27 protein-coding genes are annotated in these 25,810 nt (G+C 40.8%); 14 read left to right on the plus strand and 13 right to left on the minus strand.

Annotation, left to right across the window (positions count from 1 at the left end; translation table 11 throughout):
* The first annotated feature begins 239 nt into the window (after positions 1-239).
* The 6 genes from clpB (at position 240) to ACGTJS_RS00685 (ending at position 6,577) form a co-directional block, all read left to right on the plus strand.
* Positions 240-2,813 (plus strand): ATP-dependent chaperone ClpB, encoded by a 2,574-nt coding sequence (clpB, locus tag ACGTJS_RS00660; RefSeq protein WP_410472495.1) that lies wholly within the window; start codon positions 240-242, stop codon positions 2,811-2,813.
* A 190-nt stretch (positions 2,814-3,003) separates the two neighbouring features.
* A complete protein-coding gene (locus tag ACGTJS_RS00665; RefSeq protein WP_410473205.1) occupies positions 3,004-3,366 on the plus strand; it encodes a type II toxin-antitoxin system RelE/ParE family toxin in 363 nt (120 codons plus the stop codon).
* On the plus strand, positions 3,359-3,658 hold the full coding sequence (locus ACGTJS_RS00670) for a helix-turn-helix transcriptional regulator (protein WP_315043250.1): 300 nt from the start codon (positions 3,359-3,361) through the stop codon (positions 3,656-3,658). The genes ACGTJS_RS00665 and ACGTJS_RS00670 overlap by 8 nt, the downstream gene beginning before the upstream one ends.
* 45 nt (positions 3,659-3,703) lie before the next feature.
* Complete coding sequence (truA, locus tag ACGTJS_RS00675) at positions 3,704-4,519, plus strand: tRNA pseudouridine(38-40) synthase TruA (RefSeq protein ID WP_315043241.1); 816 nt, start codon at positions 3,704-3,706, stop codon at positions 4,517-4,519.
* A gap of 65 nt (positions 4,520-4,584) precedes the next feature.
* Entirely contained in the window at positions 4,585-4,806 is a 222-nt protein-coding gene (gene infA / locus ACGTJS_RS00680) for a translation initiation factor IF-1 (RefSeq protein ID WP_315043242.1), read from the plus strand.
* A 304-nt stretch (positions 4,807-5,110) separates the two neighbouring features.
* Positions 5,111-6,577, plus strand: a complete 1,467-nt coding sequence (locus ACGTJS_RS00685; protein ID WP_410472496.1) for an OmpP1/FadL family transporter — start codon at positions 5,111-5,113, stop codon at positions 6,575-6,577.
* Positions 6,578-6,654: 77 nt separating this feature from the next.
* Here ACGTJS_RS00685 and ruvB read toward each other — a convergent pair whose 3' ends face one another.
* From ruvB to ACGTJS_RS00700, 3 genes are all read right to left on the minus strand, one after another.
* On the minus strand, positions 6,655-7,671 hold the full coding sequence (gene ruvB / locus ACGTJS_RS00690) for a Holliday junction branch migration DNA helicase RuvB (protein WP_410472497.1): 1,017 nt from the start codon (positions 7,669-7,671) through the stop codon (positions 6,655-6,657).
* 48 nt (positions 7,672-7,719) lie between these two features.
* Entirely contained in the window at positions 7,720-8,181 is a 462-nt protein-coding gene (locus tag ACGTJS_RS00695; protein ID WP_315043245.1) for a hypothetical protein, read from the minus strand.
* A gap of 76 nt (positions 8,182-8,257) precedes the next feature.
* Complete coding sequence (locus ACGTJS_RS00700) at positions 8,258-8,725, minus strand: hypothetical protein (RefSeq protein WP_315043246.1); 468 nt, start codon at positions 8,723-8,725, stop codon at positions 8,258-8,260.
* Between the two features lie 169 nt (positions 8,726-8,894).
* Between ACGTJS_RS00700 and ACGTJS_RS00705 the strand changes: the two genes are divergently transcribed.
* The 6 genes from ACGTJS_RS00705 to tuf all read left to right on the plus strand — a co-directional run bounded on the left by ACGTJS_RS00705 (position 8,895) and on the right by tuf (position 15,296).
* Positions 8,895-9,176 carry a helix-turn-helix domain-containing protein gene (locus tag ACGTJS_RS00705; protein WP_315043247.1) on the plus strand — a complete coding sequence of 94 codons (282 nt, stop codon included), beginning with the start codon at positions 8,895-8,897 and terminating at the stop codon, positions 9,174-9,176.
* A 116-nt stretch (positions 9,177-9,292) separates the two neighbouring features.
* A complete protein-coding gene (locus tag ACGTJS_RS00710; protein ID WP_410472498.1) occupies positions 9,293-10,255 on the plus strand; it encodes an EcsC family protein in 963 nt (320 codons plus the stop codon).
* Positions 10,256-10,628: 373 nt separating this feature from the next.
* A complete protein-coding gene (rpsL, locus tag ACGTJS_RS00715) occupies positions 10,629-11,003 on the plus strand; it encodes a 30S ribosomal protein S12 (protein WP_007116468.1) in 375 nt (124 codons plus the stop codon).
* 181 nt (positions 11,004-11,184) lie between these two features.
* The gene (gene rpsG, locus ACGTJS_RS00720; RefSeq protein ID WP_410472499.1) at positions 11,185-11,658 is read left to right on the plus strand and encodes a 30S ribosomal protein S7; all 474 of its coding nucleotides are present in this window, start codon (positions 11,185-11,187) and stop codon (positions 11,656-11,658) included.
* Positions 11,659-11,846: 188 nt separating this feature from the next.
* Positions 11,847-13,973, plus strand: coding sequence for an elongation factor G (gene fusA, locus ACGTJS_RS00725; RefSeq protein ID WP_410472500.1), 2,127 nt, complete (start codon positions 11,847-11,849; stop codon positions 13,971-13,973).
* Positions 13,974-14,105: 132 nt separating this feature from the next.
* A complete protein-coding gene (gene tuf, locus ACGTJS_RS00730; RefSeq protein ID WP_410472501.1) occupies positions 14,106-15,296 on the plus strand; it encodes an elongation factor Tu in 1,191 nt (396 codons plus the stop codon).
* Between the two features lie 47 nt (positions 15,297-15,343).
* Here tuf and crcB read toward each other — a convergent pair whose 3' ends face one another.
* From crcB to ACGTJS_RS00770, 8 genes are all read right to left on the minus strand, one after another.
* Complete coding sequence (gene crcB / locus ACGTJS_RS00735) at positions 15,344-15,724, minus strand: fluoride efflux transporter CrcB (protein WP_315043382.1); 381 nt, start codon at positions 15,722-15,724, stop codon at positions 15,344-15,346.
* A 1-nt stretch (position 15,725) separates the two neighbouring features.
* Entirely contained in the window at positions 15,726-16,781 is a 1,056-nt protein-coding gene (gene tsaD, locus ACGTJS_RS00740) for a tRNA (adenosine(37)-N6)-threonylcarbamoyltransferase complex transferase subunit TsaD (protein WP_410472502.1), read from the minus strand.
* Between the two features lie 24 nt (positions 16,782-16,805).
* Positions 16,806-17,396, minus strand: coding sequence for a hypothetical protein (locus ACGTJS_RS00745; protein WP_410472503.1), 591 nt, complete (start codon positions 17,394-17,396; stop codon positions 16,806-16,808).
* A 30-nt stretch (positions 17,397-17,426) separates the two neighbouring features.
* Positions 17,427-18,155: an ABC transporter permease gene (locus ACGTJS_RS00750; protein WP_410472504.1), complete on the minus strand. Its 729-nt coding sequence runs from the start codon at positions 18,153-18,155 to the stop codon at positions 17,427-17,429.
* The gene (locus ACGTJS_RS00755) at positions 18,152-18,895 is read right to left on the minus strand and encodes an ABC transporter permease (RefSeq protein WP_410472505.1); all 744 of its coding nucleotides are present in this window, start codon (positions 18,893-18,895) and stop codon (positions 18,152-18,154) included. The genes ACGTJS_RS00750 and ACGTJS_RS00755 overlap by 4 nt, the downstream gene beginning before the upstream one ends.
* Positions 18,896-19,072: 177 nt before the next feature.
* Positions 19,073-19,924, minus strand: coding sequence for an ABC transporter substrate-binding protein (locus ACGTJS_RS00760; RefSeq protein WP_410472506.1), 852 nt, complete (start codon positions 19,922-19,924; stop codon positions 19,073-19,075).
* 9 nt (positions 19,925-19,933) lie between these two features.
* Positions 19,934-20,815: a transporter substrate-binding domain-containing protein gene (locus ACGTJS_RS00765; RefSeq protein ID WP_315043375.1), complete on the minus strand. Its 882-nt coding sequence runs from the start codon at positions 20,813-20,815 to the stop codon at positions 19,934-19,936.
* Positions 20,816-20,870: 55 nt separating this feature from the next.
* Positions 20,871-21,692, minus strand: coding sequence for a transporter substrate-binding domain-containing protein (locus ACGTJS_RS00770; protein WP_315043373.1), 822 nt, complete (start codon positions 21,690-21,692; stop codon positions 20,871-20,873).
* A 459-nt stretch (positions 21,693-22,151) separates the two neighbouring features.
* Here ACGTJS_RS00770 and ACGTJS_RS00775 point away from each other — a divergent pair, with 459 nt between their 5' ends.
* Both ACGTJS_RS00775 and accC read left to right on the plus strand, forming a co-directional pair.
* The gene (locus tag ACGTJS_RS00775) at positions 22,152-22,562 is read left to right on the plus strand and encodes an acetyl-CoA carboxylase biotin carboxyl carrier protein (RefSeq protein WP_315043371.1); all 411 of its coding nucleotides are present in this window, start codon (positions 22,152-22,154) and stop codon (positions 22,560-22,562) included.
* Between the two features lie 50 nt (positions 22,563-22,612).
* Positions 22,613-23,968, plus strand: coding sequence for an acetyl-CoA carboxylase biotin carboxylase subunit (gene accC / locus ACGTJS_RS00780; protein ID WP_410472508.1), 1,356 nt, complete (start codon positions 22,613-22,615; stop codon positions 23,966-23,968).
* A 17-nt stretch (positions 23,969-23,985) separates the two neighbouring features.
* Here the strand turns inward: accC and ACGTJS_RS00785 are convergent, their stop codons facing one another.
* Positions 23,986-24,336: a hypothetical protein gene (locus tag ACGTJS_RS00785; RefSeq protein WP_410472509.1), complete on the minus strand. Its 351-nt coding sequence runs from the start codon at positions 24,334-24,336 to the stop codon at positions 23,986-23,988.
* Positions 24,326-25,591 (minus strand): hypothetical protein, encoded by a 1,266-nt coding sequence (locus ACGTJS_RS00790; protein ID WP_410472510.1) that lies wholly within the window; start codon positions 25,589-25,591, stop codon positions 24,326-24,328. Before ACGTJS_RS00790 ends, ACGTJS_RS00785 begins: the two co-directional genes overlap by 11 nt.
* Positions 25,592-25,810: the final 219 nt, after the last annotated feature.

Raw genomic sequence — 25,810 nt, forward strand, 5'->3', positions numbered from 1 at the left:
AAGTTTTTTGTCGCAAAAAAAATATGCAGATTAATTATAAGCAAAGTTCAAAAAATTTCATCAAACAATTGAAAAGTTTTGACAAAAACCAAATATAAACACAAAGCCAAATTTACCATTATGACTTTTTAGTCATAAAAAATTATTGACAAAATAAAATTTTTTTAAAATAACCATTGAAACGCCAATTTTTATCCTTATTAATAAATTAATCCAAACACTTTGATAAGGAAAAAATTATGCAGTTTGACAAACTCACTACCACACTCCAAAACGCCCTACAACAAGCCCAAAGCCTTGCTATCGGACGAGACCACACCGCCATTGAACCCATTCATTTATTATCGGTGCTGTTAAATGATGAAAGCAACATCAATATTTATGAGCAGGCAGGGGCGAACATTAATCTGTTAAAATCAGAAATTCAAAAATCGCTTGATAATCAAGCAGTTATCTCAAACCCAACAGGCGATGTAAACTTAAGTAATAACAGCGTCAAAGTGCTAAACCTTGCCGACCGCCACGCCCAAAAAGCAGGCGATACTTATGTGGCAACTGATTGGGTACTGGTGGCGTTGGCAGAAACGTCTGACACCGCCAAGATTTTGGGCAAGGCTGGCGTAAACGAACCAAAACTGCGTCAAGTGATTAATTTTATTCGTGGGGGCGACACCGTGCAAGACCAACATAGCCAAGAACAACGTGATGCGTTGAACAAATACACCATTGATTTGACCGAGCGTGCCGAAAGTGGCAAGCTAGACCCTGTAATTGGGCGTGATGAAGAGATTCGCCGTACCATTCAAGTGTTGTCAAGACGTACCAAAAATAACCCTGTGTTGATTGGCGAACCGGGCGTGGGTAAAACCGCCATTGTGGAAGGGCTTGCCCAAAAAATCGTCAATGGCGATGTGCCAGAAGGCTTGCGAAACAAAAAAGTTTTGTCGCTAGATTTGGGGGCGTTGATTGCAGGGGCGAAATACCGTGGCGAATTTGAAGAACGCCTAAAAGCGGTGTTAAACGATTTGGCAAAATCAGACGGTCAAATCATCTTGTTTATTGATGAAATTCACACAATGGTAGGGGCGGGCAAGTCAGATGGGGCAATGGACGCAGGCAATATGTTAAAACCTGCGTTGGCAAGGGGCGAACTGCACTGCGTTGGAGCAACCACGCTTGATGAATACCGCCAATTTATTGAAAAAGATGCCGCCCTTGAACGTCGTTTTCAAAAGGTGCTTGTAGATGAGCCGACTGTGGAAGATACCATTGCCATTTTGCGTGGCTTAAAAGAGCGTTACGAATTGCATCATGGCGTGGACATTCAAGACAGTGCGATTATCGCCGCCGCTCGCATGAGCCACCGCTACATCACCGACCGCAAATTGCCAGATAAGGCGATTGATTTGATTGATGAAGCGTCAAGCCGTTTAAAAATGGAACTTGACAGCAAGCCAGAAGTGATGGAAAAAATTAACAGCCGTTTGATTGCTTTAAAAATGCAACGTGAAACGTTAAAAAATGAAGAAGATGACGGTGCAAAAGCCCAATTAAAATTGTTAAATGAGCAAATTGATGAGCTTGAAAAACAATATGCCGATTTAAATGACGTTTGGCAAGCCGAAAAAGCGTTGGTAAAAGGCAGTCAGCAGTTAAAAGATGAGCTTGACAAGGCACGTATTGCTTATGATAAGGCAAGTCGTGAAGGCGACTACGAAACCATGAGTAAGTTGCAGTACGAAACCATTCCAGACTTAGAAAAACGCATTCACGAATCGGATTTAGTGGAGCGAAATGCCAACGGCTCAGCCCCAAAACTTTTGCGAAATAAAGTAACGGATAACGAAATTGCCGAAGTCGTGTCAGCAAGCACAGGCATTCCTGTCGCCAAAATGCTACAAGGCGAACGTGAAAAAATGCTATCTATGGAAGACAAACTGCACGAGCGTGTTGTCGGTCAAGATGAAGCGGTTACAGCCGTTGCCAATGCGGTTCGCCGTAGCCGTGCAGGGCTTTCCGACCCAAATCGCCCAAGTGGTTCGTTCTTATTTTTAGGCCCGACAGGCGTGGGTAAAACCGAATTGACAAAATCACTTGCCAACTTTTTGTTTGACGATGAAAACGCCATGATACGCATTGACATGAGTGAATTTATGGAAAAACACAGCGTCAGCCGTTTGGTTGGAGCGCCCCCTGGTTATGTGGGTTATGAAGAAGGCGGTATTTTAACCGAAGCGGTACGCCGTAAGCCTTACAGCGTAGTGCTGTTTGACGAAGTGGAAAAGGCTCACCCAGATGTGTTTAATATTTTGCTTCAAGTGCTTGATGATGGGCGTTTAACCGACAGCCAAGGGCGAGTGGTGGACTTTAAAAACACGGTGATTATCATGACGTCAAACTTAGGTTCGCACAAAATTCAAGAGATGATTGGCGAGCGTTATGATGACATCAAATCTGCGGTGATGGAATCTGTAAACAGCCATTTTAGACCAGAATTTATCAACCGTATTGATGAAATTGTGGTGTTCCACCCATTAGGACAAGCCCAAATGTCTGGCATTGCCAACATTCAGCTTGCACGGTTGCGTAGTCGTTTGGCGGAACGTGAGATGAATTTAACCTTATCTGATGAAGCGATGAAAACGCTTGTGGAAGTGGGTTATGACCCAATTTTTGGGGCAAGACCGCTCAAACGCGCCATTCAACAAGAAATTGAAAATCCGTTGTCGGTAAAATTACTTTCTGGGGAATTTGTGGCAGGGGATACCATCAAGGTTGATGTCAAAGATGGTGAACTTGTTTTTGGCAAATAATTAACCTAAGAGTTGTTCATTTGTAGGGGCGTATTGTATACGCCCTGTCAAACGGATTTTAAATGGCTTGGTATGGTTGAAAATTTAAAAAAACGGTTTTCTATGGAAAGCCGTTTTTTGTTTTTGATTGACAAAAATTTTTGATTGTTTTAATATAGTGTAAAAGCTATAAATTTATTATATGGATTTTATGTATCTTGTTGAAACAACTGAAGAATTTGATGAATGGTTAAAACAACAACCTTTGGCGATAAGAAAGAAAATTTTATCAGCTTTGTTGTTACTACGCCAATATGGACATCATTTAGCACGTCCCCATGCTGACACACTGTATGGCTCAAAATTTAGCAATATGAAAGAATTGCGTGTTCAAATTCAAGGCGACCCTTACCGTGCATTTTATGCTTTTGACCCACAACACCAAGCGATTGTCTTGTGTGCAGGGAATAAAGTTGGCAATGAAAAGCAATTTTACAAACAAATGATTCCACTTGCTGATAATCTTTATAAACAATATTTAGATGAATTGGAGCAAAGCAATGAAAATGACTAGCCTTGATGAATTACTTAATCGCCTAGAACCAAAAGACCGTTTAGAAGTGGAACAAGAAGCCGAACAGCTGATTTTAGACTACAAACTTCAACTCATTCGTGAAGAGTTAGAGCTATCACAACAGCAACTTGCCGATGCTATGGGAATAAAACAGCCGACTTTATCAGCGATTGAAAATCGTGGTACGGACATTAAGCTCACCACGCTAAAACGCTATGTAGAAACAATGGGTGGAAAATTACGCCTTGATATAGAATTGCCAACAGGCAAACACGTTGGTTTTGCGATTTGATTTCACATTTACAATATTTACACAGTTCCCCAAATAAGAGCAACTATGTCACAACCTGTATCTCAAGTTTACGCCATTAGCATAGAGTTTCTCGGCACAAATTATCGTGGCTGGCAACGCCAACAAGAAGTAGACAGTATTCAAGAAAATATTGAAACTGCCTTTAGCAAAATTGCCAATGAACCGATTGAAATCATCGCCGCAGGTCGCACCGATGCAGGCGTTCATGCGTCTAACATGATAGCCCACTTTGCCACGACCGCCAAGCGAGAGCCATATAACTGGCTTCGTGGTGTGAATACATTATTGCCAAACGACATCGCCGTTCGCACTATCACGGCCATGCCAACCGATTTTCACGCACGTTTTTCAGCGATCGCCAGACGTTATCGTTATATTACGCTCAACCAACCCTTTCGTCCTGCCCTACTTTACGGTCAAGTAACCCACGAATACGCCCCAATGGACTTTGCCAAAATGCAACAAGCAGTCGCAACCTTGGTCGGTACGCATGATTTTACCAGTTTTCGGGCGGCGGCTTGCCAGTCTAATCAACCTATTCGCAACATTCATTTTGCCAATTTGACCCAACATGGCGAATTTATGGTGCTAGATATCCAAGCGGACGGCTTTTTGCACCACATGGTGCGAAATATTATGGGCAGTGTGTTTGCGATTGGTCGTGGCGAACAGCCGATTGACTGGCTACAAACTTTAATTACCGCCAAAGACCGCACCCTTGCCGCCCCCACTGCTTCGGCAGATGGGCTATATTTTATCAACGCTTTGTATCCTGAAAAATTTCAAAATTTATTGCCAAAACAACGATTATCACCGATTTGGTTAAATTTGGCTGAATAAAGTTGCTATTTTATTTTTTTTAAACTATAATACAACGCTAATTTTTTTAACTTATTGAAGACCTTATGGCAAAAAAAGAAGATATTATTGAATTTGAAGGTGAAGTGATTGATACTTTGCCAAACACGCTATTTAAAGTCCGCCTAGAAAACGGACACGAGATTATCGCACATATCTCTGGTAAAATGCGTAAAAACTACATTCGTATTTTGACAGGCGACAAAGTCAAAGTAGAAATGACCCCTTACGACCTTGATAAAGGACGCATCACTTACCGTGGGCGTTAATTTTTTATAAGAAACCATGATTTTTATCATGGTTTTTTTACGTCTACTATTCTATTTTTCCCATCTTTTTTATCAAAATCAACACAAATATAGAACGTTTGTTTGGTTTTTAACAAAACTCAGATTTTTTTTTGTAAATTTATCATTTTTTTGATAAATGTGTGTTGCTTATTTGTTAAAATTTAATTATTCTTAGCGTTACCAATCTATTGTGATATTTTATTATTTTGTAACTTTAATTTAAAACCTTACAGTTATTTAACAAAATATCCATTTTTTAAGTCCGTGTAAAAGGGAGTCTTTCATGTCTTTTAAATTTCGTGCTTTAACGCTAGCTGTCGCTACCATCTCTTCTATATCTGCTCATGCCGCAGGTCTTGACCGTTCTGGACAAGATGTTTCTGCCTTTTTACAAGACGGCACTTATGCAGAAGCCGTTTACACCTATATTGATGCTGATGTATCAGGTCACGACAATGCTATTCGTAGCGGTGCTGGCACGACTTATACCAAAGGTAATGCCACAGGTGATATGGCGGAAACTTATGATTTTTTCCGTTATGGTGTCAAAACTGATTTAAATGATAGTATCAGTATCGGTGTGTTGTATGATGAACCATTTGGAGCAGCTGTTCAACATGAGAATGGCACAAATAGTAACTTTGTTACCCATACAACAGGCGAGCAAGCAATTCAAGGTGCGTTGAATCGTACTTTGGCAGGCATTCAAGAGCAAGCTAAACAAGATGCAACTTTAGCAGCCATTTTAAGCACACCTACAGGTCAAAGCCTTGTTTCAACTGTACAAAATGTCAAAACAATTGAACAAGCTCAAGGATTGCAACAACTTTTAGCTGCCCAAACCTTACCTGCCACAACTAAACAACAATTAAACACTGCATTGAATAATGCAATTAATTATGCTCAAGATATTGGTACAAAAACCAATCAAGGCACTAATGTGGAAATTCGCGCTCATAATGTTGCGGCATTGGTCGGTGTAAAATTGGGAAAAAACAAACAATTCCAAGTTTATGGTGGTCCACAAGCCCAAAACTTAACAGGTGAAGTACATTTACGTGGTACAGCTTATCAGGCTGCGACAGGCTATGACGCTGTGATTAGCCCCGATACAGCATTTGGTTGGGTCGCTGGTGTTGCTTATAGCAAACCTGAAATTGCATTAAAAGCGTCTTTGACATACCGTTCAGAAATGGAACATGAAACCACCATTTCGGAAAACTTCCCTGCTCGTAATATGTTGGGGAAAGAAGCACATACAACCAAACCTTTTACGGTAACTTTGCCAGAATCTTATAATTTGGACTTTCAGACAGGTTTAAGTGCCAAACACCGTCTATTAGGTACGGCAAAAGTACGTTATGTGCCTTGGAGTGATTTTACTATTGAACCACCAACTTATAAAGAAACCACAGGCGGACTTGCGATTGCAAGTTATAGCAAAGACCAATGGGGCGTTGAGCTAGGTTTAGCAAAACAAGTCAATGACAAACTTGCCGTATCTGGTAACGTTGGTTGGGATAGCGGTGCAGGCAACCCTGTAACCACCTTAGTCCCAATTGAAGGCTACTACAGTGTAGGTCTGGGTGCAAAATACAACATTACACCTGAATGGGCATTGTCAGCAGGGGCAAAATATCTAAAATTCGGTGACGCAACTGCTCAATTACCAAACAAACTGATTGCAGGTGAATTTGATGATAATGATGGTTACATTGTAGGTGTTAAATTGTCTTATCAAAAGAAATAATCTGGCACAATGTTTCAAAAGCTGTCTTACACAAAAAGCCTTTAAATTTTTAAAGGCTTTTTTGTTTGGCATATAATTTAAATCGTTAATTGACTTTTTGCCATATCCGTCAGCATTCGCCCCCTTGCGGTTCGCACGATAAAACCTTGCTGAATCAAATACGGCTCAATCACATCTTCTAGCGTTCCCCTATCTTCTGCCAACGCCGCCGCAATCGACTCAACGCCAGCAGGACCGCCATCAAAACGCTCGTGCAACATATCCAGATACCGTCTATCAAGATTATCAAGCCCACGTCTATCTACCGAAAGCATATCCAATGCATTATGTGCCATGTCTGCGGTTACCACGCCATCACCTTTGACTTGGGCATAATCACGCACTCGGCGAAGCAAGCGATTGGCAATGCGTGGCGTGCCACGAGAACGCCGTGCTACCTCTACCGCACCGTCTTGGGTCATAGCAACATTGAGTAGCCGTGCCGAACGTGCCACAATGGTTGTCAAATCTTCCACGCTATAAAACTCTAAACGTTGCACAATACCAAATCTATCTCGCAATGGCGATGTCAAAAGCCCAGCCCTTGTGGTCGCTGCCACCAAAGTAAAAGGGGGCAAATCCAGCTTGATAGAACGAGCAGCAGTCCCTTCGCCAATCATGATATCCAACTGAAAATCTTCCATCGCAGGATACAAAATCTCTTCAATCATTGGGCTTAAACGATGAATTTCATCAATAAACAACACGTCACCTGCTTCAAGATTGGTAAGCATGGCTGCCAAATCCCCTGCCCGCTCTAGCACAGGGCCTGATGTAGAGCGAAGATTGCCCCCCATTTCACGAGCGATGATATTGGCAAGCGTGGTCTTACCAAGTCCAGGTGGGCTAAAAATCAACGTATGGTCAAGTGCTTCTTGACGTGCTTTTGCCGCACCGATAAAAACCGACATTTGTTCTTTTACAATCGGCTGACCGATATATTCATTTAACAAAGACGGTCGGATATGGTTATCGCTTTTGTCTTCGTTGCGTCCTGTTGGGCTGATAAGGCGTTGTTCTGCGAGATTTTGAGTTTGGGAAAACGGTGGTATCATATTGTTTTATAAAGATTATTAATATTAATAAAGTTCTTTGCGTTGAAGTTATGGCAAAACACGGTTAAGTTTCATTTCACATTTTTTGCCTTCGGCATCGCTACACCAGTACATCGTGTTGCCTTCTTTTTTGACATACGCCAACAAAATATCGCCCCTTTGGTCAATTTGATTGCCCGAGCAGTCCGCTTCATTGTTATCATATTCGGTCTGAATGGCAAGGGCTGGCAGACCATTGCCTGTATCACTAAACAAATATTTACCATAAGTAAATTCTTTGCCACTTTGTCCACGAAAAACTTGCTCTCGCCCAAAATGATAACGCTCTTGACAATTGGGCTGATTGGGGTCTTTTTTTTCCAATGCCAACTGCCATTGTCCTGCAATGCTTGGCAAGGTATAAGTCGTAACTTGGGCTTCTTGCTGTTTTGGTTGAGCAGTATTGCCAATTGCCGAACCGAGTGCCAACATAGACAACAGCCCTGCAAAACTCATGTTCATAAAATCCATCATGATTCCTTGTAAATTTAAAAATTTGTCTTGCTAGTTTAGCACAAACGCACCAAAATGGGTGAAATTTTGCCAATCACCACCCTGTGCGAAACAATACGCCTGTTACCACGAAAGCGACTGACAACAACGTTACCGTCAAAATATGGGCGATAAAAAAATTGCGTTTTTTGGCGTTATTCGTGTCTTTTTTTAAGGCAGGTACGGCAAAAACTTGTGCCGAAATTGCCGTTAAAATCGTCAAAAACAACCACGTCAATTTTGCTGTCAATAAAATAGATACTTGGCGTAACGGATTGTCCGCACCGTGTTGTAACAACAACGACCAACTTGGCAACAGCAAACTTGCCATTTTTAACCCCGTTGCTACTTGAATGATTAACGCACTCATGCCGAGTTTTTCAAAACTTTTTTCAAAATCCAACAATAATTGGCTATTTTGCTGACGAATGGCTGTCGGCACAATGCGAATTGCCAAGTACAAATGTCCACCGACCCAAATACTTGCCCCCAAAATATGCAAAAACAATAACCAAAAATTCATTGCTAATCCTTAAAAAAATTCACAAAAACACCCTTTATTATATAACAAAGACTACATTTTTGTTGCAAAAAACTGCGATAAAAGCATTGTTTTAGCAAAAAAAGCTGATTAAAATAAGCGTTCATTTAAAAATATTTTGTTAAACATAAAAAAGCCAAGAAGTATAGCCATGACCACAACCACCCCTACCCAACCCACACAAACGAACAGCCCAACCAGCCAAACCGTTACCCTACCCATGCACATTGAATTGGTGGTTCGGCAATATTTTAAAAATTTGGGGCAAGAAATGCCGACCAATCTGTATGAAATCATGCTTCATCAACTAGAAAAACCCCTATTAAAAGTGGTGTTAGAACAAACTCGTGGCAACCAAAGCAAAACTGCCGAAATTTTGGGGCTAAATCGTGGCACTTTACGCAAAAAATTAAAAGAACATAACTTGATGTGAGTTTGATAAAATTTAACTATTTGTTTATTTTTTATAAATAAATAATCAATTTTTTACTTTTTTATTTTAACATTTTTAACATCATTGAAAAAAATCACATAACATATAGGCAAATTATGAAAACCACCGCATTACACAAAGCAACGTTACACATCAGCAATTTTGCACGTCAAAAATTAGAAAATCTTGGCAAAACCATCAATAAATTAAACAAAAACAATCCTTTACAACAAGCCAATTTGACAGGCGTGGATTTAAGCCAATTAAAATTTGAACCCAATCAAAACTTTTCTCGTCAAAAAAATGCCTTTGATGAACAAATTCCCAACCTTTCCAAACGTTTGTTTAAAACCAGTCGTTTTGCCAAATATGGCTTGCTTGCGGACAAAGTTACCCCAGAAAATAGCTTTGAAAAAATCGTCAATAGCAGTTTAAACCAAATTGCCAAAATCTCACAAAAATGGGCAGAATTTGACCTGAAACATGATGAACGCTTTCACACACAGCTTAGCGATAGCGAACGCCATGCCCTAGCCCATGCCATCGCCAATCAAAATCGCACGTTAGCGACTTTGGGCGGTATCAGCAATGTCAGTGGCTTGGTGGGGATTTTGGTGGATACTTTGTGGCTACTTGCCATCAGTTTACGCAGTATTTTTCAAATCGCCCAAATTTATGACAAGCCTTTGACAGGCAAGCAAGGCATTCATATCGCTTTTGAAATTTTAAGCAAAATTGACCTAAAAAAATTGCAAGAAAAACAAACCTTGCTCGCAGGTCTAGGCATTTTGGACAATATGGCAAGCCATAATTTGCAAAACTTGCAAAATTTTAACAGTTTTTCTGACAATGATAACGTGCAAAATATCCTTAAACAGCTTGAAACGCTCGCTACCCAGCTTAACATTAATCTACAAAATTTTAATCTGTCATTTTTGCACAAAGCCTTGCCTATCACGGCAGTGGCAATCGGTTCGGCTTATAACAGCATGATTATCCAAGAAGTGTTACAGGTGAGTTTGAACACCTTTGCACCCACGCCAAAACTTGCCAACACCGATAACGACAAAGCAGAGTAAGAACCTGTATTCATAACGTCTTTGCAATGAAAAATGCGATAAATCTCCAGTTTTTCAAGGAAAAAACGCAGACTGATAGTCATTCTATCAGGCAAGTTTTTGACATCGAGCCGCAAGATTTAGCCATTTTTCATGCAAAAGCAAACAAATATTTAGCAAACACTCCAAAAATTTAATGCGTGATGTTGTGAATACAGGTTCTAAATAATTTTGGCAAACATAAAATTTCCTTGCACACTTTGAAAAAAAAGTTTATAATACGCTGTCCAAAATTGGCTAAAATAGCTTTTTGCGGATTTCTTTTTTAAAAATGTAAAATAATTTGTCTTATGTTTTACAACAAATTTTTACAAACAACGGGAGAGAGTGCCTTATGGCAACCACAAATCAATTAATTCGTAAAGGTCGCAATACCATTACAGAAAAATCAAAAGTGCCAGCGTTAAAAGCTTGCCCACAACGCCGTGGCGTATGTACTCGTGTATATACAACCACACCAAAAAAACCAAACTCAGCCATGCGTAAAGTATGCCGTGTTCGCTTAACTTCAGGTTTTGAAGTATCTAGCTACATCGGTGGTGAAGGTCATAACTTACAAGAGCATAGCGTGGTATTAATCCGTGGTGGTCGTGTGAAAGACTTGCCGGGTGTGCGTTACCATACTGTGCGTGGTGCATTAGACTGTGCTGGCGTAAAAGACCGTAAACAAGGTCGTTCAAAATATGGTGCAAAACGTCCTAAAGCTTAATTTTACAAAAATTAGCTTAGCTGTTTACACTTTTTAATTAACATTGTTTGCATAATTTTAATCAAATTTTTTATCAAATTATGCAGTAAGGCTGGTGAAATGTTAATTGTGCTATTTTATAAAATTTGTAAAAACAATTAACCTAACGACCAGACCACCCTGAATACACAAGGAATTTATTATGCCAAGACGTCGTGTCGTAGCTGCCCGTGAGATTCTACCAGACCCAAAATTTGGTAGCAAAACCTTAGCAAAATTCATCAATCACGTAATGGTTGATGGTAAAAAATCAGTTGCAGAATCAATTGTATACGGTGCATTAGACCGTGTACTAGAAAAAAATGCAGGTATTGACCCTGTTGAATTTTTTGAAGAAACGTTAGAAAAAGTTCGCCCAATGGTTGAAGTAAAAGCTCGCCGTGTGGGTGGTGCTACTTATCAAGTTCCTATGGAAGTACGTCCCTCCCGTCGTACCGCATTAGCAATGCGTTGGTTAGTAGAAGCGGCTGCAAAACGTTCAGAAAAATCAATGGCATTACGCCTTGCTGGTGAATTGCTTGATGCAGCTGATGGTAAAGGCAATGCGTTGAAAAAACGTGATGAAGTTCACCGTATGGCAGACGCTAACAAAGCGTTCTCACACTATCGTTTCTAATTTTTCTTTCATAAGATAAAATTTAAGATACTGTGGCACATTATTTTTTAAATATTTTATAAAATTTATAAAATAATACACAAAAATTTAAGTGGCTTGTCATGGTTTTGTCATGACAAGCCGTTATCATAAAATTAAAACTTTATAATTTTTGATATTCTTTTAATCACTGTCCCTAGGAATTTACTATGGCACGTACAACACCCTTAAATCGTTACCGTAACATCGGTATCTCTGCGCATATTGACGCAGGTAAAACAACTACCACAGAACGTATTTTGTTCTACACAGGTAAAAACCATAAACTAGGTGAAGTGCATGAAGGCGCTGCCACCATGGACTGGATGGAACAGGAACAAGAACGTGGTATTACTATTACTTCTGCCGCGACCACTTGTTTCTGGTCTGGTATGGGTCATCAATTCCCAGAACACCGCATTAACATCATTGACACCCCCGGTCACGTGGACTTTACCATTGAAGTAGAGCGTTCTATGCGTGTACTTGATGGTGCGTGTATGGTTTACTGTGCAGTTGGTGGCGTACAACCACAATCTGAAACTGTATGGCGTCAAGCCAACAAATACAAAGTGCCACGTTTGGCATTTGTAAACAAAATGGACCGTACTGGTGCAAACTTCTTCCGTGTTGTTGAACAAGTTAAAACTCGCTTAGGCGGTAATCCTGTGCCAATTGTTGTGCCAATCGGTGCAGAAGAAAACTTTGAAGGCGTTGTTGATTTGCTAGAAATGAAAGCAATCATTTGGGACGCTGCTTCTCAAGGTATGAAATTTGAATACGGTGAAATCCCTGCTGACTTAGTTGATACCGCAAATGAATGGCGTAGCAATATGGTTGAAGCGGCTGCCGAATCTTCAGAAGAATTGATGGATAAATACCTTGATGAAGGTGATTTATCTCGTGAAGATATCGTTGCAGGTTTGCGTGCGCGTACTTTGGCTGGCGAAATCCAACCAATGCTTTGTGGTACTGCGTTCAAAAACAAAGGCGTACAACGTATGCTTGATGCTGTGATTGAATTTTTACCAGCACCAAATGACGTTGATGCGATTAAAGGTGTTTTAGACGACAAAGACGAAACCGAAGCCACTCGTGAATCATCTGATGATGCACCATTTGCAGGTTTGGCATTCAAAATCATGAATGACAAATACGTTGGTAACTTGACATTCGTTCGTGTTTACTCAGGCGTTGCAAAACAAGGTGACAGCGTTTATAACCCTGTTAAAATGAAACGTGAACGTATTGGTCGTATCGTTGAGATGCACGCCAACTCACAAAAAGAAGTTGATGAAGTACGCGCAGGTGACATCGTTGCATTTGTAGGCCTAAAAGACGTCACCACAGGTGATACACTGTGCGATGAGAACAACATCATCACGCTAGAGCGTATGGAGTTCCCAGAGCCAGTTATTTCTTTGGCAGTTGAACCAAAAACTAAAGCTGACCAAGAAAAAATGTCTATCGCATTGAACCGTTTGGCAAAAGAAGACCCTTCATTCCGTGTTCACACTGACGAAGAATCAGGTCAAACCGTCATCAGCGGTATGGGTGAGTTACATTTAGAAATCCTTGTAGACCGTATGAAACGTGAGTTTAACGTTGAAGCCAACGTGGGTGCACCACAAGTTGCTTACCGTGAAACCATTCGTGCAACGGTTGAACAAGAAGGTAAATTCGTACGTCAAACGGGTGGTCGTGGTAAATTCGGTCACGTTTGGTTACGTCTTGAACCACTTGATACATCAGATGGCAAAGAATACGAATTTGCTGAAGAAATCGTGGGTGGTGTTGTACCAAAAGAATACTTTGGTGCGGTTGATAAAGGTATCCAAGAACGTATGAAAAATGGTGTTCTTGCAGGTTATCCAGTTGTTGGCGTTAAAGCGACCCTATATGATGGTTCATACCATGACGTTGACTCTGATGAGTTATCGTTCAAAATGGCAGGCTCAATGGCTTTCCGTAAAGGTTTCATGAATGCAAGCCCTGTATTACTAGAGCCTGTTATGAAAGTAGAAGTTGAAACACCTGAAGACTACATGGGTGACATCATGGGTGACTTAAACCGTCGCCGTGGTATGGTACAAGGTATGGACGATTTGTTTGGTGGTGTGAAACAAATTCGTGCAGAAGTACCACTTGCAGAGATGTTTAGTTATGCAACCCAACTTCGCTCAATGTCGCAAGGTCGTGCAACTTACTCAATGGAATTTGCAAAATATGCAGAAACACCGAAAAACGTCGCTGACGAAATCATCAAAAAATTCACCAGCAAAGATGATGATGAGTAATATTTAAATCATAATTTATCATCATTTGATAAATTATATTTAACAACACATGGCACTATATTAAAATTTAACAATATGGTGTCAATTTTAAAAAATTGTAACATTCATTACAAATAACTAGAGGACTAAATTATGGCAAAGGCCAAGTTTGAACGTACCAAACCACACGTCAACGTCGGTACAATTGGACACGTTGACCACGGTAAAACAACCCTAACCGCTGCAATTGCAACCGTAGCAGAAAAACACAACGGCGGTGAAGCCAAAGACTACGCTGCAATTGACTCAGCACCAGAAGAAAAAGCGCGTGGTATCACCATCAACACCTCGCACATCGAATACGACACACCGGCACGCCACTACGCACACGTAGACTGCCCAGGTCACGCTGACTATGTTAAAAACATGATTACCGGTGCAGCACAAATGGACGGTGCAATCCTAGTCGTATCAGCAACAGACGGCCCAATGCCACAAACACGTGAACACATCCTACTATCACGCCAAGTAGGCGTACCATACATCATGGTATTCCTAAACAAATGCGACATGGTAGACGACGAAGAACTACTAGAACTCGTAGAAATGGAAGTACGTGAACTACTATCAAGCTACGACTTCCCTGGCGACGACACCCCAATCATCAAAGGCTCAGCCCTAGAAGCACTAAACGGCGGTGAAGGTCCATACGGTGAAAAAGCAGTCCTAGAACTACTAGACACCCTAGATAGCTACATCCCAGAACCAGAACGTGCAATTGACAAACCATTCCTAATGCCAATTGAAGACGTATTCTCAATCTCAGGACGTGGTACAGTCGTAACAGGACGTGTAGAATCAGGCATCATCAAAGTAGGTGAAGAAATTGAAATCGTTGGTATCAAACCAACCGTCAAAACCACCTGTACTGGTGTAGAAATGTTCCGCAAAATGCTAGACGAAGGTCGTGCAGGCGAAAACTGTGGCGTACTACTACGTGGTACAAAACGTGAAGAAGTACAACGTGGACAAGTATTGGCAAAACCAGGCTCAATCAAACCACACACCAAATTTGACGCAGAAGTATACGTACTAAGCAAAGAAGAAGGTGGTCGTCATACCCCATTCCTAAACGGTTACCGTCCACAATTCTACTTCCGTACCACTGACGTAACAGGTGCAATCACCCTACCAGAAGGTACAGAAATGGTAATGCCAGGCGATAACGTAGAAATGTCAGTAGAACTAATCCACCCAATCGCAATGGACCAAGGTTTACGCTTTGCAATCCGTGAAGGTGGTCGTACTGTTGGTGCGGGCGTTGTGTCTAAAGTAACTGAATAATTCGTTATTTAGTTTTTAAAAAAGGGTCACTTTAAGTGGCTCTTTTTTTATGCCAAATTCTTTAGCATAAAAAAGCCGATTAACAACGCTGATAAAGACAACAGCAAATGTAACAAAATTAATGCTACCGCTTGCCAAATTTTATTTTGTGAAAACAACAAAAAAACTTCGGCGTTAAAGGTGCTAAATGTGGTTAAACCACCCAAAAATCCTGTCATAGCGAGGTATTTAGCAATCGTTTGTAAAGATAATGAGAGTTTTGGCAATAAAACCAACATAACCCCCATCAAAAAGCCACCCAAGATATTGGCAAGCAATGTACCGAGCGGTAGCCAATTTGGCATGATGTTGGTTTGATTTAGATTTGCCAATAAAAAACGCAAACAAGCACCAATTCCTGCACCAACAGCAACAAACAACCAATTCATTTTATGAATTGATGACACTTGGTAAACTTGTCATATCCCAACGTGGGTAGCAGTCTACCGCTAAGTCATCGCTTTGGTTGGCGTTTAGGCGTTGCCACCCCGCAAAGGCAATCATCGCACCGTTATCGGTACACAGTGCGGGCGGTGCGTAATAAACACTTGCGTTGATTTTGGCAAGTTCATGTGACAGCATTTGTCGTAAAGACTGATTGGCACTAACCCCTCCTGCAATCACAAGGCGGTTCATACCTGTTTGTTTTAAGGCTTTGACGCATTTTTTGGTTAAAGTATCTATCATCGCAAATTGAAAACTTGCGGCGATATTGACACGGTTTTGTGTATCTGACGAGTTGTTGATATCTGTTGGATTGTCTTTGATAAGGTTATGTACCGCAGTTTTCATACCACTAAATGAAAAATCCAGTCCACGACCGAGCATAGGACGTGGTAGTTCAAAGGCTTGCGGATTACCCATTTCGGCAAGTTTGGCAATATTTGGACCACCTGGATAAGGCAAGTTAAGCATTTTGGCAGTTTTGTCAAAACATTCCCCTGCGGCATCGTCTATACTTTCACCCAAAATTTCGTATTGTCCAATACCTTTGACCGCAACGAGCATGGTATGTCCACCTGATACCAATAAGGCGACGAACGGAAATGCAGGCGGATTATCGCTTAACAATGGGGCAAGCAAATGCCCTTCCATGTGATGTACGCCAATGGCTGGAATACTCAAAGCATACGCCAAACTACGCCCAAACAATGCCCCTGTCATCAAAGCACCAACCAATCCCGGGCCTCTGGTAAAGGCGACTGCGTCAATGTCAGATTTTTTTAGGTTGGCTTGTTGGAGCAGTTCGTTTAACAAGGGAATGAGTTTTCGGATATGGTCACGGCTGGCAAGCTCTGGTACGACACCGCCATAAGTGGCGTGCAGTTCAATTTGGCTATACAATACTTGTGCGACCAAGCCTTGATTGTCGCTATCACGCTGTTCGCTGTCAAAAATTGCCAAACCTGTTTCATCACAAGACGTTTCTAATCCCAATACTTTCATATTTTTCTCAAATTTTTTTAACTTTTATTCATCATTTTCGTGCGGATTTTTCACCGATTTTTTTATCCCATCATTGATGATTTTGACTTTGATGGTTAAACCTTTAGCAAATTTATCGGCAAACACATACTCGCCTTCACTTGGCTCAATCGCTTTGGTGGTATACACGACCAACACAGGCACAGCCGATTTTTTATCATTTATCGCAATCTCGTGGGACACATATTCCACGCCCAGTTGGTCTAATAATTTTGATAATAATTCATTAATCGCCATACCAACCGTCATTTGATAGCGTGCCGATTGGTTGTCAATTTGGTACGTTTTGGCATAAATTTTGACAGGTTCACTGTCCAATTCAAATGGATAGCTAAATGTTGTTGGGTCAATCGCCCGTTCACCAGAATCAATTTTTTGCCAATCAATTGTTTGGTTTTGCTTGGTTGTTGGTTTGGCAGTTTGCGCTTGTTCTGATTTTTCAAGCGTTTGCGGTGCGGTTTGGCTGGCTTGTATGGTTTGTGGTTCGGTGTTGTCCGTTTTTGGCTGACAAGCGATAAGGCTTACACAAACACAAGGCAAGATAGCATTTTTTATCAATTTTTTAAATAAAAACATAGATTTATCAATTTTTTAGAGTATTTAATATTAAGCAGTAACTTCGGTTTTGCTCATCGGTTGATACCGCAAATGACGGTTAAAATGCCGTTCCGCTACCCGAAACAAGGCAATAAACACCCACGACAACAACAAATACAACACACCTGCGGCAAAGTATAACTCAAGGGTGGCGTAGGTTTTGGCAATCAACGTTTTGGCTTGTCCTGTCAAATCCATGATAGAAATGGCGGAAGCCAACGCACTGCCTTTTAGCATAAAAATCACTTCATTACTGTAAGCGGGCAACATGATACCAAACGCACGTGGAAAAATAATGCGTTTTAATTTTTGTGAATATGACATACCAATCGCGTCCGCCGCTTCGTTTTCGCCTTTGGGAATGGATTTTATCGCCCCACGAATGATTTCCGCAGTATAAGCAGACGTATTTAAGGTAAAGGCAATAATCGCCCAAAAATACGGTTTTGACAGCACTTTTGTCCAAATCCAACCTTCTTTTAACACATCTGGAATAAACTGCCCTAACCCATAATAAATCAAAAAAATCTGCACGAGTAAAGGCGTGCCACGAAAAAAGAAAATAAAGCTAAATGGCAACGCCTGTACCCACCATTTTTTGGAAACACGTGCCAATGCCAACGGCACTGCCATCATCAAGCCCAAAATACCAGAAATCACCACCAAACCAATCGTTACCACTGAAGCGGACATCAGTTGCGGTAAACTGTCAATAATTACTTGCCAATTCCAGTTCATACGCTTGCCCCTTTATTTGGTTGTTGTGATTTGAGTTGTTTTTGTAGGCGTTGAGCGTAGCGTTCAGCAGGGTTAAACCACCATTCTAACGCCATGATAATCCCAGTTACCAACACCGTCATCGCAAGATAAATCAAGGCTGCCGACAAATAAAAAGTAAACGGTTTTTGGGTCGCTGTGGCCGCAACGACCGATTGTCGCATGATGTCTTCAAGACCGACCACCGATACCAATGCCGTATCTTTTAACAATACCAAAAACAAATTACCAAGTCCTGGTAATGCCAAACGCCACATTTGGGGCATTTTAATTCGCCAAAAGATTTGTGAGCTTTTTAGCCCAATCGCCTTGCCTGCTTCGTCCTGTCCTTTTGGGATTTCTTGAAATGCCATGCGAAATGTTTCGGTCGCATACGCCCCAAATGCAAAGGACAACGCCATCACGCCTGCCCAAAACTGGCTGATTTCAACATATTCAGTATAACCAAATTTTGATAAAATCGCCCCAAGTATCATCGTGCCACCAAAATAAATAAAAAGCACCGATAAAAGTTCTGGAATACCACGCACAAAAGTGGTATAAGTGGTCGCAATACTTTGTAAAATCTTGATACCTGACAATTTGGCAATCGCCCCAAGCAATCCCAAAACAAGCCCAATCACCAAACTGGTCAAAGCCAATTTAATGGTAACGACAGAACCGCTTAACAGCAAATGCCCATAACCCTGTAAATCCAACACAATTATTTACCTTTAATGATTTAAAATGATAAATTTTTTAAAAGAAACCTATAATTTTACGTTATTCATTGATTAAAAACTACTAAAACTTAACAAAAAGTATAAAAAAACAAAAAACCGAGCGATTTTTGTAAAAATCGGCTCGGTTTTGACAACTTTTGTTAAATATTCTTAATATTATTGTGTGGTACTTGCTGTTGAAGCGGTTGCAGTTGCCACTTGACCAAAATGTTGGCTAACGATTTTGTCATACGTACCATTTTGACGAATATTTGCCAAAGCGGTGTTAATTTTGGCTTGCCAAATGTCATTTTTTCGCACGGCAATGGCTAATTTGTCGTTAATGTCAATTTCGTTGCCTTTGACGGTAAAGTTTGCCCCATCGGCTGATTTTAGCCATGCCAAAGCAGGGGCTTTGTCCGATATCATCGCATCAACACGCCCAGCACCCAAATCCAAAAATGCATTGTCAAGCGTATCATACACTTTGGCAGTTGCTTTTGGATAATTGGCTTCAAGCCATTGTGCCGAGATGGTTGAGCGTTGTGCCGAAATGTTTTTACCATTGATATTTTCAGGTTTGCTTGGGTCAAAATCGCTGTCTTTTTTTGCCAGAAAAACCAAACTATTGGTAAAATATGGCTCGGTAAACTCCACTTGTGCCGAACGCTCAGGCGTGGTAGACATCGCAGATACCAAAGCGTCAAACTTGTTGGCATTTAACGCAGGGATACTGCCGTCCCAGTCTTGTGCCACGATTTCACATTTGATTTGCATATCGGCACACAAGGCATTGGCGATATCCACATCAAACCCTGCCAATTCGCCATTGGCATTTTTGTAGTTAAATGGCTTGTAAGCCCCTTCTGTTCCCACACGCAACACCGTTGGTTCGGCATTATTTGGGGCTTTGCTGTCGGCTTGCGTGCCATTGTCAGCATTGTCCGCTTTTTGACAAGCAGTCAATGAAAGTGTACACACCGCACCCACCGCCAAGGCTTTTGATAAATTTTGCCATGAAAAAGTCATGTTTATCCCCTAGTTTGACGCTGATGCAGGTGTTGAGCTTGCACTTGCGGTTGAAGCAGTCGCTGTGGCTGTGTTGGCAGTTTTGCTTGTCAAAGTGTTTTCGCTAAAATATTTTTGGCTAATGGTGTCGTATGTGCCATTGGCTTTTAAGGTGTTTAAAGCGGTGTTAAACTGTCCGATTAATGGGTCATTTTGGCGAAATGCAATGGCAATTTTGTCATCAATGTTAATCGGCTGACCTTTGACTTCATAGTTTGAGCCTTTGTCAGTTTTTAACCATGACAAAGCAGGAGCAGAATCCGAAATCATCAAATCAGCACGTCCAGCTTCTAGGTCAAGATAGGCTTGGTCTTGGGTGTCGTAGGCTTTTGATACCGCTTTTGGAAAGTTTTTTTCCAAATATTCTAATGCTGTGGTGGCTTTTTGTACCGCAACATTTTTGCCAGCCAAATCATCAGCCCCTTTGTCCACGCCTTTTTTACCAATAATCACCAAATTGTTAATAAAGTACGGCTCACTAAACGCGACCACTTTACGGCGTTCTTCGTTGTCCGACATACCCGCCATAATCGCACTGTATTTTTGGGCTTGTAATCCCGGAATTAAGCCGTCCCAATCCAATGACAAAATTTCACATTTGACTTTGGCTTCTTGGCACAACGCATTGGCCAAATCAATCTCAAAACCGACCAAATTGCCCTGTGCGTCTTTGTAACTAAATGGCACAAAGCTAGACTCGGTTGCGATTTTGATTTGGGGCATATCAGCTGAATTGGTCGCCGAAGCATTACCTTGTGATTGTGATGGTTGAGCGGTGTCGGCAGGTTTTTGACAAGCGATTAATCCGAGGCTTAGTGTCAAGGTGGTGGCGACCATTGCAATTTTTTTCATAATTTTACCTTAATTTTTTGTTAAATTTTTATTAAATAATTATTTAAAAGCCAAATTATTGACCAAAATGTTGTTTTTGCAATTTGTCAATCGTGCCATTTTGTTGTAACGTTGCGATGGCTTTGTCCAGCTCCGCTTTGATTGGGTCGCCTTTACGCACCGCCATGGCGATGTTGTCGTTATTGTCCATTTCACCACCGACAATGCCAAATTTATCGCCATTTTGTTTTAACCATTCGGTAGCGGTAACTTTTTCGGATAATACTGCATTGACACGCCCAGCTTTGACTTCCATATAAGCATTGTCATAGGTGTCATAAAGTTTGACTTCGTTGTCTTTACCATAAGTGTCCTGTAAATGCTGTGCCAAGGTGGTAGAACGCTGACCGCCCAACTGATAGCCTTTTACCGCTTGTGGGTTAAATTTGCCGTCTTTGGTAGATAGCCAAACCATCGTATTTTTAAAATAGGGCGTTGAAAAATCCACCTGTGCCAAACGCTCAGGACTAATAGACATGCCAGACGCTACCACGTCATATTTTTTTGCCAAAAGCCCCGGTAAAATGCCTTCCCAATCTTGTGCCACGATTTCGCAATCGGCTTTGATTTCGGCACACACTGCCTTTGCCACGTCCACATCATAACCGCCTAGACTGCCATAATTGTCAGTATAGTTAAACGGACGATACGCCCCTTCGGTTGCGATACGTAGTTTTTTACCTGCGACCGATGAGCTTGCGGTGGCAGTGCTGGCAGTCGCTTCGGCAGGTTTTGCTGTTTCGTTTTGGGCAGATTGGCTACACGCTGTCAAGCCCACAGTAGCTAGCATGGCAATGGTTGCCATACGGTTTTTCATCAAGATATTGATTGCTTTCATGCGGTTATCCTTTTAAAAATAAGGTTTAGAACCTGTATTCACAACATTACGCAGTAAAATTTTACAGGTTTTTAAAATATGACAATTTGATAAAAATTTGGTTAAATTTAACATAAAATAACACAAAAGCAAGAAAAAAACATGGTTTTTTACATACAAAAATATAAAAAAATTTTTTTTAGGGTAGAATATTCAGTTTGGCATCAATTATCATTGATTTTAAACAACAAAATTTTGATAAATGTGGTTAAAAATAGTTTTAAAATACAGCTTTTAACAGATATTTTTGTGAAAAATCCTTGTTAAAAATCGTTGCTAAAAAAATACAACAATACAGTGAACATTCGTAAACATTTTTTTCGTATTTAACTGTTTATTTATGAAAAATCTTGTTACAATATCATGACAAGCCTTTGGCAAAAAATTATCAATAAACAATTAACCGTATCAAGGTGAAATATGGACATCAATCAAATCAAACAACTCATTGATTTAATGGAAGAACGCTCATTATCTGACCTAGAGTTGCAAGATGGCGACAAAAAAGTCGCTTTAAAACGCCATTTGGGACAAACTGTGGTCGCTTCCCCTGCCCCTGTGCAAGCGGTCGCCACCGAAAAACCTACCCCCAAAGGGGCAACCGAAAATTCGCCCATGGTCGGGGTGTTTTATGTCGCTCCAAGTCCAAATGACCCACCATTTGTCAAAGTCGGGCAACAAGTTCAAGCTGGCGATACGCTTGGCATTGTAGAAGCGATGAAAATCATGAACCCACTAGAAGCCACCCAAAGCGGTATCATTGCCGAAATTTTGGTACAAAATGGTGATGTGGTGCAGTTTGGTCAGCCGATTGTGCGTTATCAAGCCTAATTTATTTCATTTGTTAGCATTTTTGTGAATGGTTAAAATCAGGGATAGTCATGATAAAAAAACTTTTAATTGCCAATCGTGGCGAAATCGCACTGCGTATCGTGCGTGCGTGTAAGCAACTGGGTATCAAAACCGTTGGCGTATATTCCACAGCTGACGAAAATTTAATGCACTTGCGTTTTGTTGATGAAGCGATTTGTATTGGCAAACCCAATGCCAATCAAAGCTATTTGAACATTGACACGATTTTGACTGCAGCCGAGATTACAGGGGCAGATGCGATTCACCCCGGTTATGGTTTTTTATCAGAAAATGCCGAATTTGCCGAACGTGTGGAAGAAGCTGGCTTAACCTTTGTCGTCCCTGAAGCCGAGCATATCCGCTTGATGGGAAACAAAATTTCTGCCATTCACGCCATGAAAAAAGCAGGTGTGCCGACTGTCCCCGGTTCGGTGGGTAGCGTTACTTTGGCAAATGCCGAAGAACAAGCCAAAAAAATCGGCTTTCCGCTACTGATTAAAGCTGCCGCAGGCGGTGGCGGACGTGGTATGCGAATTGTAGAACGCATTGAACACTTGCTACCACAAGTGCAAGCTGCCAAACAAGAAGCCGAACTTTGGTTCGGTGATGACAGCGTGTATATGGAGCGATATCTTAAAAACCCCCGCCACGTAGAAGTACAAGTGTTAGGTGATGGACGTGGCAACGCCATTCATCTGTATGACCGAGATTGCTCACTGCAACGCCGTCATCAAAAAGTGCTAGAAGAAGCCCCTGCCCCAGATATCGCCGATGATGTAAAAGAACCGATTTTACAAGCCTGTGTCAAAGCTTGTGAACAAATCAAATACCGTGGTGCAGGCACGTTTGAGTTTTTGTACGAAGATGAACAATTTTTCTTTATTGAAATGAATACCCGTGTGCAAGTGGAACACCCTGTAACCGAGATGATTACAGGCATTGACATTGTGGTGGAACAGCTAAAAATCGCTTCAGGCTATGGCTTGTCTTATCACCAAAGCGATATTCACCCACGTGGACACGCCATTGAATGTCGTATCAATGCCGAAGACCCTTTGACCTTTATGCCGTCGCCCGGCACTGTTACCAATCTATTTATGCCAAGTGGCTGTGGCGTGCGGTTTGACTCGCACCTTTACCCAAATTATGCCATTCCGACCTTTTATGATTCGCTGATTGGCAAGCTGATTTGTCATGCCCAAACTCGTGAACAAAGCATTGCAAAACTGCACCAAGCCCTAGATGAGCTGGTGATTACAGGCATAAAAACCAACGTGCCATTGCACCGAGATGTGATTTTAAAAGATTTGGCGTTTTGTAACACCGCTCAAAACATTCATTATTTGGAAAATCATTTGTTAAAAGACAAAGAAAAATCCAACTAAAACGGCTTGTTAAAAAATTAACGCATAAATAAGTTGTACATCAACCCACCAAAAATCCCAATCACCAACAAAATAATCACCACTCGTTTGACCCAATATGGTACGAGTGGTAATTTTATATTTTCTTGTTGTAAACGATTGTCCACGCCCGCCTGTAGTCCTGCCAATCCTTGATTGGCTTGTGGTTTTGGGCTGTTTGTTTGACTATCTTGGCTTGTTACATTTTGATTTTGTTCATAAGCATCAATCGCATTTTTAGCGTCTTCAAGGCTGATATTTTGCTCTTTGGCGTAAGTTTTTATCGCAATCACGTAGTTTTTTTTATCAACCAATTGGCGAATGTGTTTGGGTAAGGGATTATTTGTCATTGCTTTTCTCTTTGGTTTTGGCGTTGTTAGTTTTGTCTTTGTTTGTGGTCTTGCTATTGTCTTTTTTGCTTTCGCTTTTTTTTACATCAGATTTTTTCACATCAGATTTTTTTGCGGTATCTTTTTGGGTGGTTTTTGCTACTGTTTCTTTTTTAGTCGTATCCTTTTTCGCTGTTTCTTTTTTCACCGTATCTTTTTTGGCAGTGGTTTTTGGTTTATCGGATTTTTTATCTGCCGTTTTAGTTGCCGTTGTTTTTTCTGTGGTTTTGCTTGACTGTTTATTTGCTGTTGGCGTGCTAGCCGTAGCCGTTGATGAAATTTTGACAATTGCCACATCTTGATAGGTTTTTTGTGCTTTGTCCGCTTGATTGGTTGTATTTTGTTGGGTTTTTTCAGATTTTGGCAACAACAACCCTACCCCACCAATCGCCACCACAGACAATACCATCGCTGTGGCAATCCAATATTTTTGTAAATAATCTACCCAATTATTTTTGGGTTTTGGCGTGGCAAAAATATCATGGTTGATTTTTTGCGTGGTGCTAGATGTCGCTGTGTTTGTTTTGGGCTTACCGCCAATGTTTAGATGATAATTATCAACAAAAGCTTGTAATTGTTGTAACATCACAGGCATGGGTGCTTGCTTTGCCAAAATTTGCATTTGTTTGTTAGCAGATGTTACCGCAAAGGGCTGATAAAACCCAATCGCTTGACAAATAGCAAAGCTGTCGGCTGTTATCAAAGCGTGTTTTTGCAGTTGTAACCATGCCGTCCATGCTTTATCCGTCAGTAGTTGATGGGATTTGTTTTGCTGATAAAAATCGCTCAATGCTTTCATGGCAAACAGCGTTACCCATTGCCACAACTGCTCTAACGATGTCTTTGGCAAGTTGGTTTTTGCCAACAAAAAACCTAATAATAGTTGAGTATTTTTGCCAAAAATTTGCTGAAAATATGTACTTTTCACCTTATCTAAGGCTTGTAATTTGGCAAAGTCCACGCCATTTTTGATATCAAAATTTGTCAAAATATCATCTTGCAAAACACTGTGAAACGGCTGAAAGGTTTTGTCTTTGCTAGGTTCAGTGATGTTAAGCAGTTGATAGGCGTTCACGTGCAATAGCGTTGGCAAGGCTTGTCGCACTTGAGACATGGAAAGCTGACAATTATCGGCTAAAACAGCTGTCATCGGTTCAAGCAAGGCATACCAAAATTGGTTAACAGCCAATGGGTGAAAAATCGAAGTATTTTGCATAAGGTTAAACTATTGTTGTTAATTTTGGCTTAAACATGAATATTTTATACTGAAAAGTAGCATTTTCATATCAAAATATATCGGATATCTGCATTTTATCTGATTTTTTCACATTTTTTTTAATTTATTTGTATAAAATATTGAAAAATTCTTGTAAAATAAGTAAAGTTAGCTTTACGAAAAATACAAGTTTTGATTTAATGTTTATAATTGTGTAAC

Origin of the sequence: Faucicola mancuniensis (genome assembly GCF_046523945.1) — a bacterium.
Lineage (GTDB): Bacteria > Pseudomonadota > Gammaproteobacteria > Pseudomonadales > Moraxellaceae > Faucicola > Faucicola mancuniensis.

What these genes read in the sequence shown, in the direction of transcription:
- ACGTJS_RS00665 (WP_410473205.1), top strand. Translation starts at nt 3,004, where the DNA reads ATGTATCTTGTTGAAACAACTGAAGAATTTGATGAATGGTTAAAACAA.
- ACGTJS_RS00695 (WP_315043245.1), bottom strand. Translation starts at nt 8,181, where the DNA reads ATGGATTTTATGAACATGAGTTTTGCAGGGCTGTTGTCTATGTTGGCA.
- ACGTJS_RS00670 (WP_315043250.1), top strand. Translation starts at nt 3,359, where the DNA reads ATGACTAGCCTTGATGAATTACTTAATCGCCTAGAACCAAAAGACCGT.
- crcB (WP_315043382.1), bottom strand. Translation starts at nt 15,724, where the DNA reads ATGAATTGGTTGTTTGTTGCTGTTGGTGCAGGAATTGGTGCTTGTTTG.
- ACGTJS_RS00790 (WP_410472510.1), bottom strand. Translation starts at nt 25,591, where the DNA reads ATGCAAAATACTTCGATTTTTCACCCATTGGCTGTTAACCAATTTTGG.
- ACGTJS_RS00775 (WP_315043371.1), top strand. Translation starts at nt 22,152, where the DNA reads ATGGACATCAATCAAATCAAACAACTCATTGATTTAATGGAAGAACGC.
- fusA (WP_410472500.1), top strand. Translation starts at nt 11,847, where the DNA reads ATGGCACGTACAACACCCTTAAATCGTTACCGTAACATCGGTATCTCT.
- rpsL (WP_007116468.1), top strand. Translation starts at nt 10,629, where the DNA reads ATGGCAACCACAAATCAATTAATTCGTAAAGGTCGCAATACCATTACA.
- ACGTJS_RS00785 (WP_410472509.1), bottom strand. Translation starts at nt 24,336, where the DNA reads ATGACAAATAATCCCTTACCCAAACACATTCGCCAATTGGTTGATAAA.
- truA (WP_315043241.1), top strand. Translation starts at nt 3,704, where the DNA reads ATGTCACAACCTGTATCTCAAGTTTACGCCATTAGCATAGAGTTTCTC.
- ACGTJS_RS00770 (WP_315043373.1), bottom strand. Translation starts at nt 21,692, where the DNA reads ATGAAAGCAATCAATATCTTGATGAAAAACCGTATGGCAACCATTGCC.
- ACGTJS_RS00745 (WP_410472503.1), bottom strand. Translation starts at nt 17,396, where the DNA reads ATGTTTTTATTTAAAAAATTGATAAAAAATGCTATCTTGCCTTGTGTT.
- tuf (WP_410472501.1), top strand. Translation starts at nt 14,106, where the DNA reads ATGGCAAAGGCCAAGTTTGAACGTACCAAACCACACGTCAACGTCGGT.
- ACGTJS_RS00710 (WP_410472498.1), top strand. Translation starts at nt 9,293, where the DNA reads ATGAAAACCACCGCATTACACAAAGCAACGTTACACATCAGCAATTTT.
- tsaD (WP_410472502.1), bottom strand. Translation starts at nt 16,781, where the DNA reads ATGAAAGTATTGGGATTAGAAACGTCTTGTGATGAAACAGGTTTGGCA.
- ruvB (WP_410472497.1), bottom strand. Translation starts at nt 7,671, where the DNA reads ATGATACCACCGTTTTCCCAAACTCAAAATCTCGCAGAACAACGCCTT.
- ACGTJS_RS00760 (WP_410472506.1), bottom strand. Translation starts at nt 19,924, where the DNA reads ATGACTTTTTCATGGCAAAATTTATCAAAAGCCTTGGCGGTGGGTGCG.
- ACGTJS_RS00700 (WP_315043246.1), bottom strand. Translation starts at nt 8,725, where the DNA reads ATGAATTTTTGGTTATTGTTTTTGCATATTTTGGGGGCAAGTATTTGG.
- ACGTJS_RS00705 (WP_315043247.1), top strand. Translation starts at nt 8,895, where the DNA reads ATGACCACAACCACCCCTACCCAACCCACACAAACGAACAGCCCAACC.
- ACGTJS_RS00765 (WP_315043375.1), bottom strand. Translation starts at nt 20,815, where the DNA reads ATGAAAAAAATTGCAATGGTCGCCACCACCTTGACACTAAGCCTCGGA.
- rpsG (WP_410472499.1), top strand. Translation starts at nt 11,185, where the DNA reads ATGCCAAGACGTCGTGTCGTAGCTGCCCGTGAGATTCTACCAGACCCA.
- ACGTJS_RS00750 (WP_410472504.1), bottom strand. Translation starts at nt 18,155, where the DNA reads ATGAACTGGAATTGGCAAGTAATTATTGACAGTTTACCGCAACTGATG.
- accC (WP_410472508.1), top strand. Translation starts at nt 22,613, where the DNA reads ATGATAAAAAAACTTTTAATTGCCAATCGTGGCGAAATCGCACTGCGT.
- ACGTJS_RS00685 (WP_410472496.1), top strand. Translation starts at nt 5,111, where the DNA reads ATGTCTTTTAAATTTCGTGCTTTAACGCTAGCTGTCGCTACCATCTCT.
- infA (WP_315043242.1), top strand. Translation starts at nt 4,585, where the DNA reads ATGGCAAAAAAAGAAGATATTATTGAATTTGAAGGTGAAGTGATTGAT.
- clpB (WP_410472495.1), top strand. Translation starts at nt 240, where the DNA reads ATGCAGTTTGACAAACTCACTACCACACTCCAAAACGCCCTACAACAA.